Below are 16,785 nucleotides of genomic sequence, written 5' to 3' on the forward strand. Positions count from 1 at the left end.
CGTTTGACACGCTTCGCCGCTGGATATCGCCACGCGGCGGCTTTCGATGCACGGTGATCTACTTCATGGGTGAGCTATGCCTTCAGGAAAGTACATCGGCAACAAAACAGTCAGTCCGGCGTTTTCGTGTCTTTGTGACAAGGCGCAAGCGCAGTACGCCAACCGCCGCATCAGTGCCGACCTGTCGCGCCGCGGCTTCGTCGCCGGCATGGCAGCCTCGATGCTGAGTCTCGTGCTGCCCGGACTCAGCCATGCTCAAAGCACCCTGCCGCCGGGGGCGCCCGCCAAACCGGTGCTCTTCACGAATTTCCGGCTGTTCGACGGCAAATCCTCCACGTTGCGCGATGGGCTTCATCTGGTCGTGGAAGGAAACAGCATCAGTCAGTTGGGCCAGGGGCAGCCCGCTTCGACCGACGGAAAAACGATCGTCGATTGCGGCGGCAAGGTGATGATGCCGGGCATGATCGACATGCACTGGCATGCGCTGCTCGCGGCGCTGCCGATTCAGGTCGTTCTTCAATCCGACATCGCATTAGTGCATCTGGCGGCAAGCGCCGAAGCCGAGCGCACGCTGCTGCGCGGCTTCACCACGATCCGCGACGCGGGCGGCCCGTCGTTTGCACTAAAGCAGGCGATCGACAGCGGCATGATTTCCGGGCCGCGCATCTATCCGTCCGGCGCGATGATCACGACCACCGGCGGTCACGGCGATTTTCGCGCGCTAAGCGAAATACCACGCACCAGCAGCCAGATCACTCAAGGGGAACGGGACGGTGGTTTCGCAATCGCCGATACGGAAGACGAACTTCGCGTGCGTGTGCGCGAGCAGTTCATTCAGGGGGCGACACAGATCAAGATCGTCGGATGCGGCGGCGTATCCACGCCGCGTAGTCCGCTCGACATGCTCACGTTCACCGAAAAGCAGTTGCGCGCCGCGGTCGAGACGGCGGGAGACTGGGGCACCTATGTGCTCGTGCATGCCTACACGCCCGAATCGGTTCAGCGCTCCCTCGCGGCGGGTGTGCAGTGCATCGAACACGGTCATCTGATGGACGACAAAACCGCCGCGCTGATGGCGAAAAACGGCACGTGGCTGAGCACGCAACCGTTCGTCAGCGAAGAAGACGTCGCGCCGCTCTCCGGACCGAGCCGCGAAAAATTTCTCGAGGTCGCGGCCGGCACCGATAACGCTTACAAGCTCGCGCGCAAACACGGCATCAAGGTCGCGTTCGGCACGGACCTGATCTTTTCGCAAACGCTGGCCACACGCCAAGGGACGATGCTCACGCACCTGAAGCGCTGGTACAGCGCGGCGCAAACACTGGGCATGGCGACAGGAACCAACGGAGAACTGCTTGCGCTGTCCGGTCATCGCAATCCGTATCCGCGCAAACTCGGTGTGCTCGAAGAAGGCGCGTACGCCGATCTGCTGCTCGTCGACGGCAATCCGCTCGAGAATCTCGACCTGATCGCCAACCCGGAGCAGAACCTGCGCATCGTGATGAAAGACGGGAAGTTCTACAAGAACACGCTCAACGCGTAGTAAGCGATTGCGCCGGGTGAGTACCGGATACAACTTCCGGCATACACCCGGCGAGTCAATCTGTCAGCAAAGCCATTTCATATGAATCCGGGGCGCGCAATTTCTCGCGCCCGGATTCACCGCATCGTCATGCCGTTCAGCTATGCCCTTGCAGACGGATGTCGCGCGACGACGCACCGACGTACACCGAACTGCCCGGCACATATTGCCAGCGGTTGTTCGTCGTATCCCACACGCTCTGCATGCGTGGCGTCACCACCATATGCACGCGACGCGATTCGCCCGGATTCAGGCCGATCTTGTCCCAGCCAACCAGACGCTTCGGCGGTTCACCCTGATACGGCACGCCGAGGTACACCTGCGGCACTTCCGCGCCCGCCATGCGGCCGTCGTTGCGCACGTTGAACGACACGTCGATCAAACCGCCCGGCAGATGCTGGACCGACAGACCCGAATACGCGAAGTGCGTGTACGACAGGCCGTAGCCGAACTCGAACATCGGCGTGATGTTCTTCGCGTCATACCAGCGATAGCCCATGTCCAGTTGCTCGGAATAAACCGGGTCGTTCTGGAACGCGCCATTGGTGCCCCACGTCGGCGTGTCCTGATCGTGCATCGGGAACGTGACGGGCAGCTTGCCGGAAGGATTGACCTTGCCGAACAGCACGTCCGCGATCGCCTTGCCGCCCGCTTCGCCCGGATACCACGCTTCGACGATGGCCGACACGCTGTCCTTCCACGGCATCAGCACCGGGTTGCCGCTTTCCACGACGACGATCGTGTGCGGATTGGCCGCCGCGACCGCTTCGACGAGCGCGTCCTGGTTGGTCGGGTTCGCGAGGCTCAGGCTCTGCAGATCGCCGATGTCCTCGCCAGCCGGCTGCGCGACGACGACGATCGCAACGTCGGAGTTGGCCGCGAGCGTCGCCGCCTGCGTGATCTCCTGCTGCGTGTATGCACGGAACGGCGACTGCTGATCGCTGTTGCCGGCGAAGGTCACCTGGGCATTCGGCGCGAGCGCCTGGACCGCCGAAACAATCGGCACGTTCAGCTTGAGCCACGGGTTGGTCCACCAGCTACAGCCGCTCGTCGTGCCGAACTGGAGGCCGCCGCAACCCGAGAACGCACCGGTGACCGGATCGCGCGTATTGCCCGAGCCGCCGCCCGTCAGCACGGCCGCGTCGGCGTGGCCGCCGATCACCGCGATGCGCGACAACGAACCAGCGGCGAGCGGCAACTGGTTGTTCGCGTTCTTCAGGAGCACCATCGATTGCTCGGCGACCGACTGCGTGAACGCATTCGCGGCGGCATAGTCGATCGTCGCGCCACCCTTCGGCGGATCGTCCATCACGCCCGTGCGGATCATCACGTATAGCTTGCGCTCGACCATGTCGTTCAGACGCGCGGTCGAAACCGAGCCGTTCGAGATTGCCTGCTTGACCGCATCCGGCGTCAGATAGACGGTCGTGCCGACGTCCTCTTCCTCGTCGAGACCGGCATTGATCGCGGGCGCCGTACTATGCGTCGCGCCCCAGTCCGATTGCACCTGACCTTCGAAGTGCCAGTCGTTCTTCAGCACGTCGTTGAGGATATGCGAGTTCTCGCAGGCATACGTGCCGTTGACGCGGTTGTAGCTGCACATCACGCTGCCGGGCTGCGCGCGCCGCGCGGCGATTTCGAACGGCAGCAGATAGAGCTCGCGCATCGTGCGCTCGTCGATCTGGCTGTTGCCGCCGCTGCGGCCATGTTCCTGCTCGTTGCCCATGTAGTGCTTGATCGTCGCGATGACCTTCTGGCTTTGCGTGCCGTCGGTGCGCTCCGCGAGCATTTCGCCGGCGAGCACCGGATCCTCGCCGAGGTATTCGAACAGCCGCCCGCCGCGCGGTTCACGCGCGAGGTTCGTGCCGCCGCCGAGCCCCATGCCGAAGCCCTGCTCGCGCAGTTGTATCGCGATCTGCTTGCCGAAGTTGGACGCGAGATTGCGGTCCCAGCTTGCCGCCACGGCGATCGTCGCCGGAAAGGTCGTGCTCGGCTGCGTGGTGCTGCCCGAGCCCGTCGCGGAATCCACCATGTTCAGATCGGGAATGCCGAGACGCGGCACACCCTGAATGTAGCCCGCGCCACCGCCCGGCACCGCGGACATCGCGTACTCAGAGTGAATGAACTGCAATTTCTCGTCGAGCGTCATCTTGTTGACGAGCGTTTCCGCGCGCCGATGCGCGGCCGCCGACGCGAACGCGTTCAGCACGTTCGACAGCGGAGCAAAGTCGAGCGGCAAGGTGGGGATTTCCGCGTGCGCAGCAGTGCTCACGGCCGCCGCTAACGCGACGGCCGGCCATAGTTTCTTCTGCATAAGTGTCTCTCCGAAATTGTGCTTTTCTGGGGGCCAGTGAAGCGCGTCGATGGGTGGACGGCGGACGCGAAAGCGGGCAAATGCAGCGGTGACTGCAAACGTTTGCCTGCCGGCCGGAGAATCGTCGCAGCGGGATGGGCTGTAGCGACGCTCCGTGGTGAGTAATGTAAGAATGTAGTCTGACTACAGCATCAGTAGTTTTACTAATACGCGTGCTTTTATGCGTAATGGGCAGTAAGAATTTTCTTACAGAAAAGTAATAAACACCGACAGGCCTCGATTGAATGCAAATTCAATGTGAATCGGCAATTTCTATCCAATTTCTTATTCGCTTGCATGAATGCGGAAAAATATACGGCCAATTCACTCTATTCGCTTTTTTTAAGCGCGCTGCTTCGAGATTTGCAATCGCCGTCATTCCATCCAACAGGCAACAGGCGCCTCGCATGCTCGCTCAGTGCGGACAGGCCGAAGAAGCTGGAAAGAAGGCAATGCGAGCGCAATGTTATTGGCACCTTCCGCGAGCAGGAAATAGCCGTAATGTTGACGGCCGAATTTTTCGACAAAACGGAATCCGTGTCTTTGTATGGACCTCGAATCCCGCAATCAGGCTCGGATCAATGACATAACGAACGTGTCAGTAATCGTCGAAATCGCAATCCGGAAATGACAATGCGCTGCATTGCGGCGATTGCGCAAGCGCATGAACCCTCGTCAGATGGTTGCTATTGACAGCAAAAAACGCCTAATCTAGTTTACTGGATACCGTATCCTTTAAACTGGAACCCATGGACGTCAACGCCCTGATCGCGCGCCGCATCCGGGAGCTGCGCGACGCGCAGAACTGGTCGCTCGATGCGCTCGCCGAGCGCAGCAAGGTCAGCCGCTCCAATATCTCGCTGATCGAGCGGGGGCAAAGCAGCCCGACCGCCACCGTGCTCGACAAGCTCGCCACCGCGTTGAACGTGCCGCTCGCATCGTTGTTCGAGCAGGACGGCGCGCCGATGGTCGAACCGTCGCCTGTCAGCCGCGCCGCCGACCAGGCCGTGTGGACCGATCCGAGTTCCGGTTATGTGCGGCGTCATCTATCGCCGACCGCGCGCTCGGCAATCCAGTTGGTGGAAGTCGACTTCCCGGCGGGCCAGCGCGTCAGCTACGAAACCGGCGCGCGCGACGCGGACATTCATCAGCAGATATGGATGCTCGAAGGCGCGATGGAAATCACCGTCGGCGACACGAGCTGGCGGCTCAAAACGGGCGACTGTCTCGCGATGCGGCTCGATAGCCCGATCGTCTTCAGGAATCCCACACGCAAACGCGCGCGCTATCTGGTGGCGCTCACTAGCTCGCCATTCAATGAACGGAGAAACGGATGATCGATAACGTCACCATACGACGCGTCGGCGCCAACGAGGCATCGGCCTGCGTGGACGCGCTCGCCGATGTGCTGATCGACTGCGTGGAAGGCGGCGCATCCGTCAGCTTCATGCTGCCGATCTCGCGGGAAAAAGCGCGGACGTTCTGGCGCGGCGTCGCCGATGGCGTGGCGCGCGGCGAGCGTGTGCTGCTGATCGCCGAAGACGGCAACGGAGATATCGTCGGCACCGTGCAACTGATTACCGCGCAGCCTGAAAACCAGCCGCATCGTGCCGACGTCGCCAAGATGCTCGTGCACAGAAAAGCGCGACGGCGTGGCGTCGGGCACGATCTGATGACCGCGATCGATCGCATTGCGCGGGAAGAAAACAAGTCGGTTCTCGTGCTCGACACGGTAACGGGCGGCGACGCCGAACGGCTCTATCAGCGTGCCGGCTGGCAGCGGGTGGGCAATGTGCCGGATTACGCACTGATGCCGGACGGCAAGTTCTGCGGCACGACGTTCTACTGCAAGCAGCTTTAATTCGACCGTCTATCGTCGCCTCGCTGCAATCCGCTCAATCCACGTTTCGGCGGCGGTATGCGACGCTTCTCCACGATAACCCTGGCGTCCCGCCTCCGAAAACCAGCCTTTCCGACGCTCCCGGAATCGGCTGCCTGCCGCGCCGGTATTGGCCTTCACGCCAGTCTGCAAAGACCTCGCCGAAGCGCTTTCGCGTATCGCCGCGCACTGCGTCATGATGCCGGAATCCGCATGTTCGATGCGGTTTACATCCAAGCCCCGTTTATTTCGGCTCCCTATACTCGTTCGATGATGCCCGGCGCCACGGCGCCCCTTTCTGGAAACAAGCCATGTCGACGATTCCCGCGCGTATAGAGCGCCTGCCGTACTCGAGCTTTCATCGGAAACTGCTGTGGCTCGGAGGGCTCGGCTACGTCTTCGATGCGATGGATGCCGCCGTGCTGGCCTTCATGCTACCCGTGCTGCGCGACCAGTGGCATCTGAGCAGCGTGCAGACCGGCGTGCTCGGCAGCGGCACCTTCATTGGCTACTTCTTCGGCGCCGCGCTCGCCGGCATCCTCGGCGATGTGATCGGCCGGCGCAAAGTCATGGTGTGGGCACTGATCATCTATTGCATCGCATCGCTCATCAGCGCCACCGCGCAGGATTGGCCTTTCTTCATGGCGATGCGCATCATCGCCGGAGTCGGCACCGGCGCCGAAAGCGCGATCGTTGCGCCATTTCTCTCGGAGTTCTGCGCGCGCAAGTATCGCGGCGCATTCACCGGCAGTCTGGCGGCATTCTTCTCGTTCGGCTTCGTCGCCGCCGCGACCCTCGGTTATCTGGTCATACCGCTCTCACCCGACGCGTGGCGTGTCGTCTCGGTGATCACCGCGCTGCCGATCGTCATGCTGCTGTGGTGGCGGCGCGCGTTGCCCGAATCGCCGCGCTGGCTCGACAGCCGCGGCAGAAGCGCCGAAGCCGCGGTGATCGTCGACCGGATGGAAGCGGTGGTGCGCGCCGCCGGCTTGCCGCTCCTGCCGGAAGAGGCGCACGAGACGGCCGCCCCGGCTCCCGTCGCGAGCGGCACGGCACTCGCCAAACTCAAGGCGCTCTGGTCGCGCCAACTGGCGGGCACCACCGCGATGGCCTGGTTGATGTGGCTGTCGATCACGTTCAGTTACTACGCGTTCTTTACGTGGATTCCCGGCTTGCTGGTGCAAAGCGGCATGACGATCACGCGCAGTTTTTCGTATTCGCTGGTCATGTACCTCGCGCAGATTCCCGGCTATTTCTCGGGCGCGTGGCTCAATGAAAAGATCGGCCGGCGCGCGACCATCGTGACGTACATGGCGCTGGGCGGATTCTCCGCGCTGGGGCTCGCGTTCACGCACAGCGACGCCGAAATTCTGACGTCGGGCTTTTTACTGTCGTTCTTCATGAACGGAACGTATGCCGGCGTCTATGCCTATACGCCCGAAGTGTTCCCCACCGAGGTGCGCGCGACCGGCATGGGCGTCTCCTCGGCCATCGGACGCCTCGGCGCGATTGCGGCACCGATCCTGGTCGGCTATCTCTACCCGCGCCTGGGCTTCGGCGGAGTGTTCGGCGGCACGACGCTGATGCTGATCATCGGCGCGCTCGCCGTTCTGATCATGGGCGTGCCCACCCGAGGCCGGTCGCTGGAAGAAATTGCCGCGCTGCGCCTGAAACGCTGAATTGCTCATAGCCGGCGCGGCGCGCGCCCGCACCCTGCAACTCGAGGAAGAACACATGGACCGCATCCTGTTCAAGAACGGCGCTTTGCTCGATCCGCTGCATCATGCATTGCAGCCGGGCCACGATCTGCTGGTCGAAGGCGACACGATCAAGGAAGTATCGCAGCAGTCGATCGAGGCGCCCGGCGCACAGGTCATCGATCTCAAAGGCAAGACCATCATGCCGGGCCTGATCGACCTGCACGCGCACATGGTCGCGACGCAGTTCGATTTGCCGAGCCAGGTGAGCATGCCCAACGTATTCGTCACCCTCAAGGCGCTGCCGATCATGCGCGGTATCCTGCGGCGCGGCTTCACGACCGTGCGCGATGCGGGCGGCGCGGGCTTCGCGCTCAAGCAATCGGTGGAAATGGGCCTCGCGCAAGGGCCGCGCCTGTTCGTTGCCGGCCGCGCGCTGAGCCAGACCGGCGGCCACGGCGACGGACGCGCGCGCACGGACTTCATGCCCGGCGACGCCCCTTGCAACTGCTGCGTGCGCGTCGGCGCGTTGAGCCGGGTCGTCGACGGCGTCGACGCGCTGCGCCGCGCGGTGCGCGAAGAACTGCAGATGGGCGCCGACCAGATCAAGATCATGGCCTCCGGCGGCGTCGCGTCGCCGACCGATCCGGTCGGCGCGCTCGGCTACTCGGAGGACGAGATCCGCGCGGTCGTCGCCGAAGCCGAGGCGCGCGGCACCTACGTGATGGCGCATGCGTATACGGCCGAATCGATGCGGCGCGCGGTGCGCTGCGGCGTGCGCACCATCGAGCACGGTAATCTGATCGACGAGCCGACCGCCGCGCTGATGGCCGAGTGCGGCGCCTACGTGGTACCCACGCTGGTGGCGTACGAGGCCTTGCATATCGAGGGCGTGCGCTTCGGCTTGTCGGCGGAGAGCGCGGCCAAGATCGACATCGTGCGCGAAGCCGGCTTGAAGTCGCTGGAGATTTTCAGGCGCGCCGGGGTCAAGATGGGCTTCGGCACCGATCTGCTCGGGCCGGGCCATCGGATGCAAAGCGACGAGTTCACGATCCGCGCGCAGGTGCTGAGCCCCGCCGAGATCATCGGCAGCGCCACCACCATCGGCGCCGAAATTCTAGGCATGACCGGTAAGCTGGGACGCCTCGCGGCGGGCGCCTATGCCGACGTGCTGGTGGTCGACGGCGATCCGTTGCGCGACTTGAGTTGCCTGACAGGCCAGGGCGAACACATTCCGCTGGTGATGAAGGGCGGACGCATCGAGTTCAACGAATTGCATTAAACCGGCGCGCCGGCTATTGCTGCGCTTCGCTTCCGGCAAGTCGCACAAGTCGCGCAAGTCCCCGAGGATGCCAGGTCCGACCCGAAGTGCCTGACACGCTCTGACGACTAATTCCGAACCCCGCATGCCGGGCTCCGCCATGTAGTTGAAAATTGCAACTACATGCCTATAATGCCTGCTTGCCCGCACTGGGCACGCAGGCAACAGCGGAGCAATTCTTGTATTCGGACTTCCTGACTTTCAGACTCGATCTGACCAGCGCGTTGCTGATCAACCGCGCGAACGTGGTCTATCGCGAACGCTGGAATCTCGACGTGCGCGCGCTGCGCGTATTGCGCCTCGTCTGCGCGGAGCCCGACATCACCCCGAAGGCGGTCTCGCAACGCGCGCTGATCGAAAAAACGCTGCTCTCCAAAGTACTCGCCGAGCTCGAAACGCGCGGCCTGCTCAGTCGTCACGCGCATTCGTCGGACCGCCGCAGCGTCGCATTGCGCGCGACCGCACACGGTCTCGAGGTCGCGCAGGCATCGGAGGCATTGGGTTCGCTGCTCGAAGTCGAACTGGCCAAAGCGCTCAGCGCGAGCGAACGCAAAACACTCGAGCATCTGCTCGGCAAGCTTTCGAACAGCCTGCTGGCGAGCGAAGCCGGCGTTCCGCCCGGCCAACACGACACCTCATTGTGAATTCACACGCTGTCTATACCTTTTTCGATCTGATCGGCACGTTCACGTTCGCGATCAGCGGCGCGGTGGCCGCGCGGCAACGACGGCTCGACCTGTTCGGCATTGCCGCGGTCGCGTTCACGGTTGCGTGCGGCGGCGGCATCCTGCGCGACGTCTGCATCGGCGCGATTCCACCCGTGGGGTTGTCGAACTGGCACTATCTCGCGATTTCGCTGGCCGCATCGGCGGTCACTATCGTTGCGTACCCGCAGGTACGCCGTCTGCGTCAACCAGTGCTGTTTTTCGACGCGATCGGGCTCGGCCTGTTCGCGGTGTCGGGCGCGCAAAAGGCGCTCGTCTACGGCCACAACGCCGAACTCGCGATCCTGCTCGGCATCGTCAGTGCGGTGGGCGGCGGCGTGATGCGCGACGTGCTGCTGTCGCGCGTGCCCGCGATCCTCGAGCGCGAGATCTACGCATCGGCCGCGTTGTTCGGCGCGGCGGTGCAGGTCGGCTTTTCGTACGCGGGCTGGACCGACTGGTGGACGCCGTGGTTCGCGACGCTCGCGTGCGTGATGGTGCGGCTCGCGTCGATGCGCTACGGCTGGCGTTTGCCGATCTTCCTGGGAAGGCGCGCCGACGCGCGCGACAGCTCGTAACACGCGCCCTCCTTCACTTCGAAAGCGGCGTGCCGAATATCAGCGCAAGCGGCAGCACGAACTCCAGGTCGACCGTTGCCGCATCGCGTTTTTCATCCGCTCACGCGCCGCGCAACGCCTTCTGACACCCCGCGAGCACCGCGCCGGCCGCAAGCAGCAACGCCGAATACACGAGACCGCGCGCGAGCCCCGCGCCATCCGACACCCAGCCGATCACCACCGGCCCGACGATCTGTCCGAACGCGAACACGATCGTGAATGCGCTGATGCCCTTCGCCCAATGCGCCGCGGGCAGGTTGTGGCGCACGAACGCGGTCGTCGACGCGACCGCCGAGAGGAACGTCGCGCCGAACAGCGTCCCCGATACGAACGCAACCCACGGCTGCGTGAATAACGCGGGCAGCAGCGTCGCGACGGCGAGCAACGCGTTGAGCACCGCGAGCGCCTGGCCGCCGCGCATGCGGTCGAGCAGCGTCGACCAGATCCGCGCCGACACCACGGTCGCCGCGCCGAGCAGCAGATAGAAGCCCGTCACGACCGCCGCGCTCATGCCCGTGTTGCGCAGCAGCGCGACGATGAACGTCATGTAACCGATATAGCCGACGCCGAACAGACCGTAGCCCGCGAGCGCGGCCGAAAAGCGCGGCCAGCGTGGCGCATCGGCGGCGTCCGTTGCGCGCGCGGCCGATGCCGCGCTCGCATGCGCGTTCTCGACCCTGCGCGCCGCGCCAATCGCAACCGCCGCGAACAGCGCGCAAGCGGCCGCGAGCGCGAACCACGCGAATTGCCAGCCGTGGACCGCGCTCACGATCGTCAACGGCACCAGCACCGACGACGCGACGATCCCCCAGCCGGTGCCGCCGTAATAGAGGCCGAGGATGAGCCCCGCGTCGTGCGGACGCGCCGATGCAAGCCGCGCGGCCAGCACGCCGCCGCTGATAAAGATCGCCGCGCTGCTCGCCCCGGTGATCACGCGCAACATCAGCAGCGCATGCGTGTCGGCGCTGAGGCCGCTGCCCGCCATCAGCAACGCGGTGAACGCGCAGCCGCCCGCGAACAGCGCACCCGCCGTCCAGCGACGCGCGAGCCGCGGAAACACCAGCGCGCCGAGCAGGTAGCCGAGCGCATTGGCGGTGTTCATCGCGCCGGCCTGCGCGAAGCTCCAGCCGAGGTCGAGCTTCATCGACGGCAAGAGCAGCGCGTACGCGAAGCGTGCAAAACCGAGCGCTATCGCGCTGCCGAGCGACAGCGCGGCGGCGAGCCGCAGCGTCGGCAGGCGCCGCGCCGAGTCGGCGGACGGGGGATTCGATGCGGTCTCGAATGAGGACATGGATGGACGGACGTCGGCAAAAACGCTGCAAGCCGGTTCTGGTTGGGTGGTTCGATGAGCGGGTCGATCCGGCAGATCGTCATCATAGCCGGGCACGCCGGGCGGCGCTGACGGTTAGTTGCTTTAGCTGAAACGCTTATGCCTTTTAAATGAGAATGATTTGCATTAACAGGAAATTTGCTCCATGATTCAGCGCATGGCAGTCCAACCGAAACACAATCCGAACCCCGGCGCACGCGCTGCGTCATTGCCGACTCGCCGCCCGCGTGATGCGCGGGCCTGCGACGCGGCCCCGTTGAACCCGGCCGGCGCGACTTTCCGGACTGTGTCCCATCAGGAGCATCGATGAACTTCCGCTCTCAACACGGCAGCCGCCCCGAGCTGATCGACGATCATCCGGTCGACATCGCCGGCGCGCCCGACCACACCGTGCTCAGCGCGGTGCGCACATGGCTGCGGCCGGCCTGCGAAACCGCGCGCGGCAATCTGCATTGGCGCGACATCCTGAGCGACGCCGGCTTGCGCCAGGACGGCATCGAGCACTTCGATCTGCTGATGCGCTCGCTGATGCGCGTGTCCTATCGGCCGCTCGACATGCGTTGCCGCTGCGCGACCGATCTCGGCAAGGACGAAGCGGTAATCCTGCAAACGATCGCGCTGTTGCAGAAGACCCATAGCGGCGCCGCGTTGCGCATGCTGAACGAATGGCTGCCGGCGCCCGCGGTGAGCGGCGTGCTGAAGCTGATCCGCTGGTTCGCGATCGACCTGCTCGAGGCCGGCATCGAACTCGACGTACAGGCGCGCCGCGTCACGTATATGCACTGAGGATGCATGCCTATGTCATTGGACCCGGATCCCGAGATTGCGGCGTTGCCGTCCGCACGGTCGCGCGATGACTCGCGCGACTCGAACGCGGCGGCGGATGCACTCGATGCACGCGGCCGGATGAGCCGCCTCGCGAGCGACATGGAAAGCGGCCTGGAAAGCACCGCGCACACGACACCGCCAGCACGCACCACCGCCCATACCGCCATCGTCACTGACGAACCCGCGTTCACCCCGTATCCGCTGAGCCGCCACTTCCCGCGTCACGCCGCCCTGCCGCGTGCGAGAGAGCTGCAATTGTGGCGCTTTCGTCGCGAATGGTTGCCGGTGCCCGTGCAGGAAGGCGATACGTGGCTGTCGAGATCGGAGCGCGAGCGCGCGCGGCTGCATCCGAACGCCGCGTTGCGCAAGCGCTTCATCAGCGCGCGGGTCGTGGTGCGCTGGATCGTCGGCCATCTGCTCGGCTGCGAGCCACGCGACGTCGATCTGCACGACAACGGCGGCGACCGGCTGCGTGTGCGAGATCCTCGCGATGGACACGGCATTGCGATCGACATCGCGTACGGCGGCATCTGGATCGTGATCGGCATCGCCGCGACGCCGCTCGGTTTGGGCGTCGTCGTACCCGCGCCGGGCTTCGCGCTCGACGAGCCGTCCGACGAATCGCGCCGCCGCGCTCGCCATGACAGCCTGCGCAGCGCGTTGCGCGACGCGCCTGTCGTTATCGATCAGCTTCTGCTGTCAGGAGAGGCCGCGAGCTTCGCGCTCGATCTCGCCGAGCATGGCGAATGGCACATGCTCGATCTGCCGATGGACGGCCAGGTTCGCGCGGCAGTCGCGCTCGCGCAGCCGGTGACGAACGTGTGGATGATCGGCTGGCCGAAGAGGACGAAGCAAGCCGCGAGTCCTGCGGCATATCCGGAACGCTAGCACCCGCTAGCGCCTGCTAACCCTCGAGCGCTCCATCGCGCGCGCGGCGCATCGCTTCGAGCAACGTCGCGTGATCGCCGACATGGTTCGCGAGCAGCAGAATCAGTTGCGCATTGGCCGACTGGCTCTGCGCATCGTCGAGACCGCGATGCATGTCGATCAGCGCCTCGTAGAAATCGTCGGGGTGCGCGAGATTCGGTTGCGTGTTCAGTGTCATGTGTGTCTCCTGCCCCGTTCGTCAGTGCGCTATCGGCACGGCATGCGCGCTCGCGTTTGCGTTCGGCTTCACGTTCGCGGCGCCGTCTTCGATACACAACACACGCTTCACCGCATGCTCGACCGCCTGGGCGTCGAGTTGCCGCCACCGCGCGCATACGTGCTGGTCCGGCCGGATCAGATAGAACGTGCCGGGCTTCGCGTCATAGCGAGCACTCGCGAGACCTTCGGTATCGCGCACGACGCGCATATTCATGAATGCATCGGCCGGCGCATCGCTGTCCAGCACGACGACGAGCTTCAGCGGAACCGGCCCCGCGCGCAACGCATTGAGCGCGGTGCGGGCGGCCTGATCGATGCCGTGCCCGTCGCAGAACAGCACGCCGGTGAACTGCTCGCCGAGCTGCCGCAACAGCCAGGCCGGATGGCCTTCCATTTGCACCGGCGCATCGACGCAGGCCGCGCCCGGCACCATCGCGCCGTCGAAACGCTCGCTATCCGCCGTATTGAGCGGCGAATCGCGCAACACCGCCGGCACCGACAACCGCCCGCTATTGGTCAACTGACGCGCAAACGGATAATGCCGCGACAGCTTCAGCACGGCGTCGCGAAACACGCGGCTTACCGCGCTCTTCGGCGTAATGAAATCGGTCGAGCGCGTGGAGTTGCGGATGTTCTCGTCGGCGGCGAATTCGCGTTCGTTCGCATACGTGTCGAGCAACGCGTCGGGCGCGCTGCCGTCGAGCACCATCGCCAGTTTCCACGCGAGGTTTTCCGCGTCCTGCACGCCGCTATTCGCGCCGCGCGCGCCGAACGGCGACACGCCGTGCGCGGCGTCGCCCGCGAACAGCACGTTGCCGTGCCGGAAGCGCTCCATCCGCGTGCACGAAAACGTGTAGACGCTGACCCATTCGAGTTCGAACTTCGCGTGTGCGCCGAGCAACGCGCGCACGCGCGGCATTACGCGCTCGGGTGTTTTTTCGAGCACCGGGTCGGCGTCCCAGCCGAGCTGGAAATCGATGCGCCACACGTTGTCCGGCTGACGATGCAGCAACACCGACTGATTCGGATGAAACGGCGGATCGAACCAGAACCAGCGCTCGGTCGGAAAATCCGCTTCCATTTTGACGTCGGCGATCAGGAAGCGATCGCGGAACGTCACGCCCTTACTGTCGAGCCCCATCATCTTGCGCATCGGGCTGCGCGAGCCGTCCGCGGCGACCACGTAACGGCCGCGCAACGCATAGGTGCCCGCCGGCGTTTCGACGCTCAGCGTGACGCTCGCGTCACACGCGCCCGGCGTGCCGTTCTGCTGCACGCCGATGACCTTGCTTTTCCAGCGGATCTCGAGATTCGACAGTTCCTGCGCGCGTTCGAGCAGAAAGCCTTCGACGTAGTACTGCTGCAGGTTGATGAACGCGGGCCGGTGATGCCCCGCTTCCGGCTGCAGATTGAACGTATAAACGAGGTCGTTTTTCAGGAACACCTTGCCGACATTCCAGCTGATGCCCTTGTCCACCATGCGCTGCGCGCAACCGAGGCGGTCGAAGATATCGAGCGAGCGCTTCGAGAAGCAGATCGCGCGCGACCCCGTGGATAGCGAACAATCGTCGTCGACCAGCACGACCGGCACGCCCTGCTGCGCGAGATCGATCGCGGTGGCGAGGCCCACCGGCCCCGCGCCGACCACGATCACCGGATAGGGCGGCTCTTCTGTCTGCTGGCTCCGCTGCGTCTGCTGCGTTTCAGGCCGCGCCTGTTGTTCGCGGCACGGCCGGTATTCGAACGACAGCGCCTGGTAGTCGATGCTCATTTCGTGTCTCCGTCCCGCCGCGCTCTGCGTCGCGGCGTCTCCATCCGTCTTGCCTGCCGTTGCGGTTGTTTCACGCCTGCAGCGCGGCCCACATCTCCTTGTCGCGTTGCGCGGTCCAGATGCGCGGATGCGTGATGCCGCTCGCTTCATCGAATGCGCGCGACACGTCGAACGGCAGGCAGTGCTCGTAGATGAACACGTGGCCGAACTTCGGGTCCATCGCCGTGCGCGTATGCGCCATCGCGGCCTTCAGATCGAGCTTTTGCGCGACCGCTTCACGGCCCGTCTGCAACAGCGTGGTGACGAAATCCTTCGTGTAGTCGAGGCCCTTGTCGACGTCGGCCGGCGAGGTCAGCGCGGGGCCGCGTCCCGGTACGAGTTTCTCGGCCTTCAGCGCGCGCAGCGCTTCGAGCGTGGCGGGCCACTGTTCGAGCTGCGCGTCTCCGCAATAGCAGGCCGCTTCGTATTCGACGAGGTCGCCGGAGAACAGCACCTTCTGCGACGGCAGCCACACGATCGTGTCGCCCTTCGTGTGCCCGGCGCCGAGATGCGCGATGCGCACTTCGAGCTTGCCGAGAAACAGCGTGATTTCCCGCTCGAACACGAGCGTCGGCCACGTGAGGCCCGGCACCGTTTCGACGCCGGCAAAGAGCCGCGGAAAGCGCTCGATCTCGGACTTCATGTCCGCTTCGCCACGCTCGACGATCATCTCGTACGTGCCCCGGCTCGCGATGATCTGCTGCGCGCCCTCGGCGAAATACGCGGATGCGCCGAGCACGCGCACCGCGTGGTAGTGCGACAGCACGACGTATTTGATCGGCTTGTCGGTGACGCTGCGAATCTTCGCGATCAGGTCCTGCGCCATGGCCGGCGTCGCGGTGGTGTCGACGATCAGCACGCCGTCGTCGCCGATGATCACGCCCGAGTTCGGATCGCCCTCGGCGGTGTACGCGTACGCGTTCTCGGACAACTGGGTCCACGTGACTTTCTTCGCTTCGAGGTCGGCCTGCGATGCAAATGCCTTTGCCATGCTTGTCTCCGTCAGAGGTTGGACGAGAGGCGAGACGGCCTGGCGCGGGTCGAAGGACCGAAGCGCCAGCGGTATTGAAGGGTTGTCTCGCCCCGCTTTGTGTTCGGTCATTGCGCCGGTGTGTCGGGGTAGATGCATGGTATGGCCGCCTCGCTTTATTTGTCAATAGCGAAAACTATCGCTATACGCAAATTTTTGAGCGATGCATGATCTTTACCGTTTCTGACGTTTAGCTGTCAGATTTCCGTGTAGTTTTCCGCAATTGCTTACTTGTTTTAGACAAAGTCACTCAAAGCGGAGACTACATGCCGTTTGATCTCGTAATAGGACCTGGTGAACGTGGCACGCTTTACTCGCGTGGCGAATATCGCTCGCGATTTCCCACTGGCACGCCAACTGAGCAATCCGGCCGGAGAATGATCGACTCGATCGGTCCCCGCGCGTTGGCACAGGATGGCGCACAACTGGCGCGCCTAGCAGGCTGTTGAATTTGGATCCCGTGTAAACGGGGTTTGAGGAACCGGCGT

At 64.1% G+C, this 16,785-nt stretch carries 14 protein-coding genes; 9 read left to right on the forward strand and 5 right to left on the reverse strand.

Annotated elements, in window-relative coordinates:
- Nucleotides 1-76: 76 nt before the first annotated feature.
- Nucleotides 77-1,543 carry an amidohydrolase family protein gene (locus QM685_RS35035; RefSeq protein ID WP_415123835.1) on the forward strand — a complete coding sequence of 489 codons (1,467 nt, stop codon included), beginning with the start codon at nucleotides 77-79 and terminating at the stop codon, nucleotides 1,541-1,543.
- Nucleotides 1,544-1,679: 136 nt separating this feature from the next.
- Here QM685_RS35035 and QM685_RS35040 read toward each other — a convergent pair whose 3' ends face one another.
- Nucleotides 1,680-3,896, reverse strand: coding sequence for a beta-glucosidase family protein (locus QM685_RS35040; protein WP_415123836.1), 2,217 nt, complete (start codon nucleotides 3,894-3,896; stop codon nucleotides 1,680-1,682).
- A 788-nt stretch (nucleotides 3,897-4,684) separates the two neighbouring features.
- Here QM685_RS35040 and QM685_RS35045 point away from each other — a divergent pair.
- The 6 genes from QM685_RS35045 (at nucleotide 4,685) to QM685_RS35070 (ending at nucleotide 10,114) form a co-directional block, all read left to right on the forward strand.
- The gene (locus tag QM685_RS35045) at nucleotides 4,685-5,272 is read left to right on the forward strand and encodes a helix-turn-helix domain-containing protein (protein WP_415123837.1); all 588 of its coding nucleotides are present in this window, start codon (nucleotides 4,685-4,687) and stop codon (nucleotides 5,270-5,272) included.
- Nucleotides 5,269-5,796 (forward strand): GNAT family N-acetyltransferase, encoded by a 528-nt coding sequence (locus QM685_RS35050; protein WP_415123838.1) that lies wholly within the window; start codon nucleotides 5,269-5,271, stop codon nucleotides 5,794-5,796. Before QM685_RS35045 ends, QM685_RS35050 begins: the two co-directional genes overlap by 4 nt.
- 329 nt (nucleotides 5,797-6,125) lie before the next feature.
- Nucleotides 6,126-7,493, forward strand: coding sequence for an MFS transporter (locus tag QM685_RS35055; RefSeq protein WP_415123839.1), 1,368 nt, complete (start codon nucleotides 6,126-6,128; stop codon nucleotides 7,491-7,493).
- 55 nt (nucleotides 7,494-7,548) lie between these two features.
- A complete protein-coding gene (locus QM685_RS35060) occupies nucleotides 7,549-8,793 on the forward strand; it encodes an amidohydrolase family protein (protein WP_415123840.1) in 1,245 nt (414 codons plus the stop codon).
- A gap of 218 nt (nucleotides 8,794-9,011) precedes the next feature.
- Nucleotides 9,012-9,476, forward strand: coding sequence for a MarR family winged helix-turn-helix transcriptional regulator (locus tag QM685_RS35065; protein WP_415123841.1), 465 nt, complete (start codon nucleotides 9,012-9,014; stop codon nucleotides 9,474-9,476).
- The gene (locus QM685_RS35070) at nucleotides 9,473-10,114 is read left to right on the forward strand and encodes a trimeric intracellular cation channel family protein (RefSeq protein ID WP_415123842.1); all 642 of its coding nucleotides are present in this window, start codon (nucleotides 9,473-9,475) and stop codon (nucleotides 10,112-10,114) included. The genes QM685_RS35065 and QM685_RS35070 overlap by 4 nt, the downstream gene beginning before the upstream one ends.
- A 100-nt stretch (nucleotides 10,115-10,214) precedes the next feature.
- Here QM685_RS35070 and QM685_RS35075 read toward each other — a convergent pair whose 3' ends face one another.
- Entirely contained in the window at nucleotides 10,215-11,444 is a 1,230-nt protein-coding gene (locus QM685_RS35075) for a YbfB/YjiJ family MFS transporter (protein ID WP_415123843.1), read from the reverse strand.
- 345 nt (nucleotides 11,445-11,789) lie between these two features.
- Here QM685_RS35075 and QM685_RS35080 point away from each other — a divergent pair, with 345 nt between their 5' ends.
- Nucleotides 11,790-12,269, forward strand: a complete 480-nt coding sequence (locus QM685_RS35080) for a hypothetical protein (RefSeq protein WP_415123844.1) — start codon at nucleotides 11,790-11,792, stop codon at nucleotides 12,267-12,269.
- 12 nt (nucleotides 12,270-12,281) lie between these two features.
- Nucleotides 12,282-13,199, forward strand: coding sequence for a hypothetical protein (locus QM685_RS35085; RefSeq protein WP_415123845.1), 918 nt, complete (start codon nucleotides 12,282-12,284; stop codon nucleotides 13,197-13,199).
- A 16-nt stretch (nucleotides 13,200-13,215) separates the two neighbouring features.
- On the opposite strand, the gene QM685_RS35090 is transcribed toward QM685_RS35085, so the two are convergent.
- The 3 genes from QM685_RS35090 to QM685_RS35100 form a co-directional block, all read right to left on the reverse strand.
- On the reverse strand, nucleotides 13,216-13,416 hold the full coding sequence (locus tag QM685_RS35090) for a DUF2783 domain-containing protein (RefSeq protein WP_415123846.1): 201 nt from the start codon (nucleotides 13,414-13,416) through the stop codon (nucleotides 13,216-13,218).
- 21 nt (nucleotides 13,417-13,437) lie between these two features.
- Nucleotides 13,438-15,228, reverse strand: a complete 1,791-nt coding sequence (locus QM685_RS35095; RefSeq protein WP_415123847.1) for an FAD-dependent oxidoreductase — start codon at nucleotides 15,226-15,228, stop codon at nucleotides 13,438-13,440.
- 70 nt (nucleotides 15,229-15,298) lie between these two features.
- Entirely contained in the window at nucleotides 15,299-16,258 is a 960-nt protein-coding gene (locus tag QM685_RS35100; RefSeq protein WP_415123848.1) for an MBL fold metallo-hydrolase, read from the reverse strand.
- Between the last annotated feature and the right edge of the window lie 527 nt (nucleotides 16,259-16,785).

Source organism: Paraburkholderia sp. (genome assembly GCF_047605525.1).
In the GTDB taxonomy this organism is placed as follows: domain Bacteria; phylum Pseudomonadota; class Gammaproteobacteria; order Burkholderiales; family Burkholderiaceae; genus Paraburkholderia.

What these genes read in the sequence shown, in the direction of transcription:
- QM685_RS35035 (WP_415123835.1), top strand. Translation starts at nt 77, where the DNA reads ATGCCTTCAGGAAAGTACATCGGCAACAAAACAGTCAGTCCGGCGTTT.
- QM685_RS35040 (WP_415123836.1), bottom strand. Translation starts at nt 3,896, where the DNA reads ATGCAGAAGAAACTATGGCCGGCCGTCGCGTTAGCGGCGGCCGTGAGC.
- QM685_RS35045 (WP_415123837.1), top strand. Translation starts at nt 4,685, where the DNA reads ATGGACGTCAACGCCCTGATCGCGCGCCGCATCCGGGAGCTGCGCGAC.
- QM685_RS35050 (WP_415123838.1), top strand. Translation starts at nt 5,269, where the DNA reads ATGATCGATAACGTCACCATACGACGCGTCGGCGCCAACGAGGCATCG.
- QM685_RS35055 (WP_415123839.1), top strand. Translation starts at nt 6,126, where the DNA reads ATGTCGACGATTCCCGCGCGTATAGAGCGCCTGCCGTACTCGAGCTTT.
- QM685_RS35060 (WP_415123840.1), top strand. Translation starts at nt 7,549, where the DNA reads ATGGACCGCATCCTGTTCAAGAACGGCGCTTTGCTCGATCCGCTGCAT.
- QM685_RS35075 (WP_415123843.1), bottom strand. Translation starts at nt 11,444, where the DNA reads ATGTCCTCATTCGAGACCGCATCGAATCCCCCGTCCGCCGACTCGGCG.
- QM685_RS35080 (WP_415123844.1), top strand. Translation starts at nt 11,790, where the DNA reads ATGAACTTCCGCTCTCAACACGGCAGCCGCCCCGAGCTGATCGACGAT.
- QM685_RS35085 (WP_415123845.1), top strand. Translation starts at nt 12,282, where the DNA reads ATGTCATTGGACCCGGATCCCGAGATTGCGGCGTTGCCGTCCGCACGG.
- QM685_RS35090 (WP_415123846.1), bottom strand. Translation starts at nt 13,416, where the DNA reads ATGACACTGAACACGCAACCGAATCTCGCGCACCCCGACGATTTCTAC.
- QM685_RS35095 (WP_415123847.1), bottom strand. Translation starts at nt 15,228, where the DNA reads ATGAGCATCGACTACCAGGCGCTGTCGTTCGAATACCGGCCGTGCCGC.
- QM685_RS35100 (WP_415123848.1), bottom strand. Translation starts at nt 16,258, where the DNA reads ATGGCAAAGGCATTTGCATCGCAGGCCGACCTCGAAGCGAAGAAAGTC.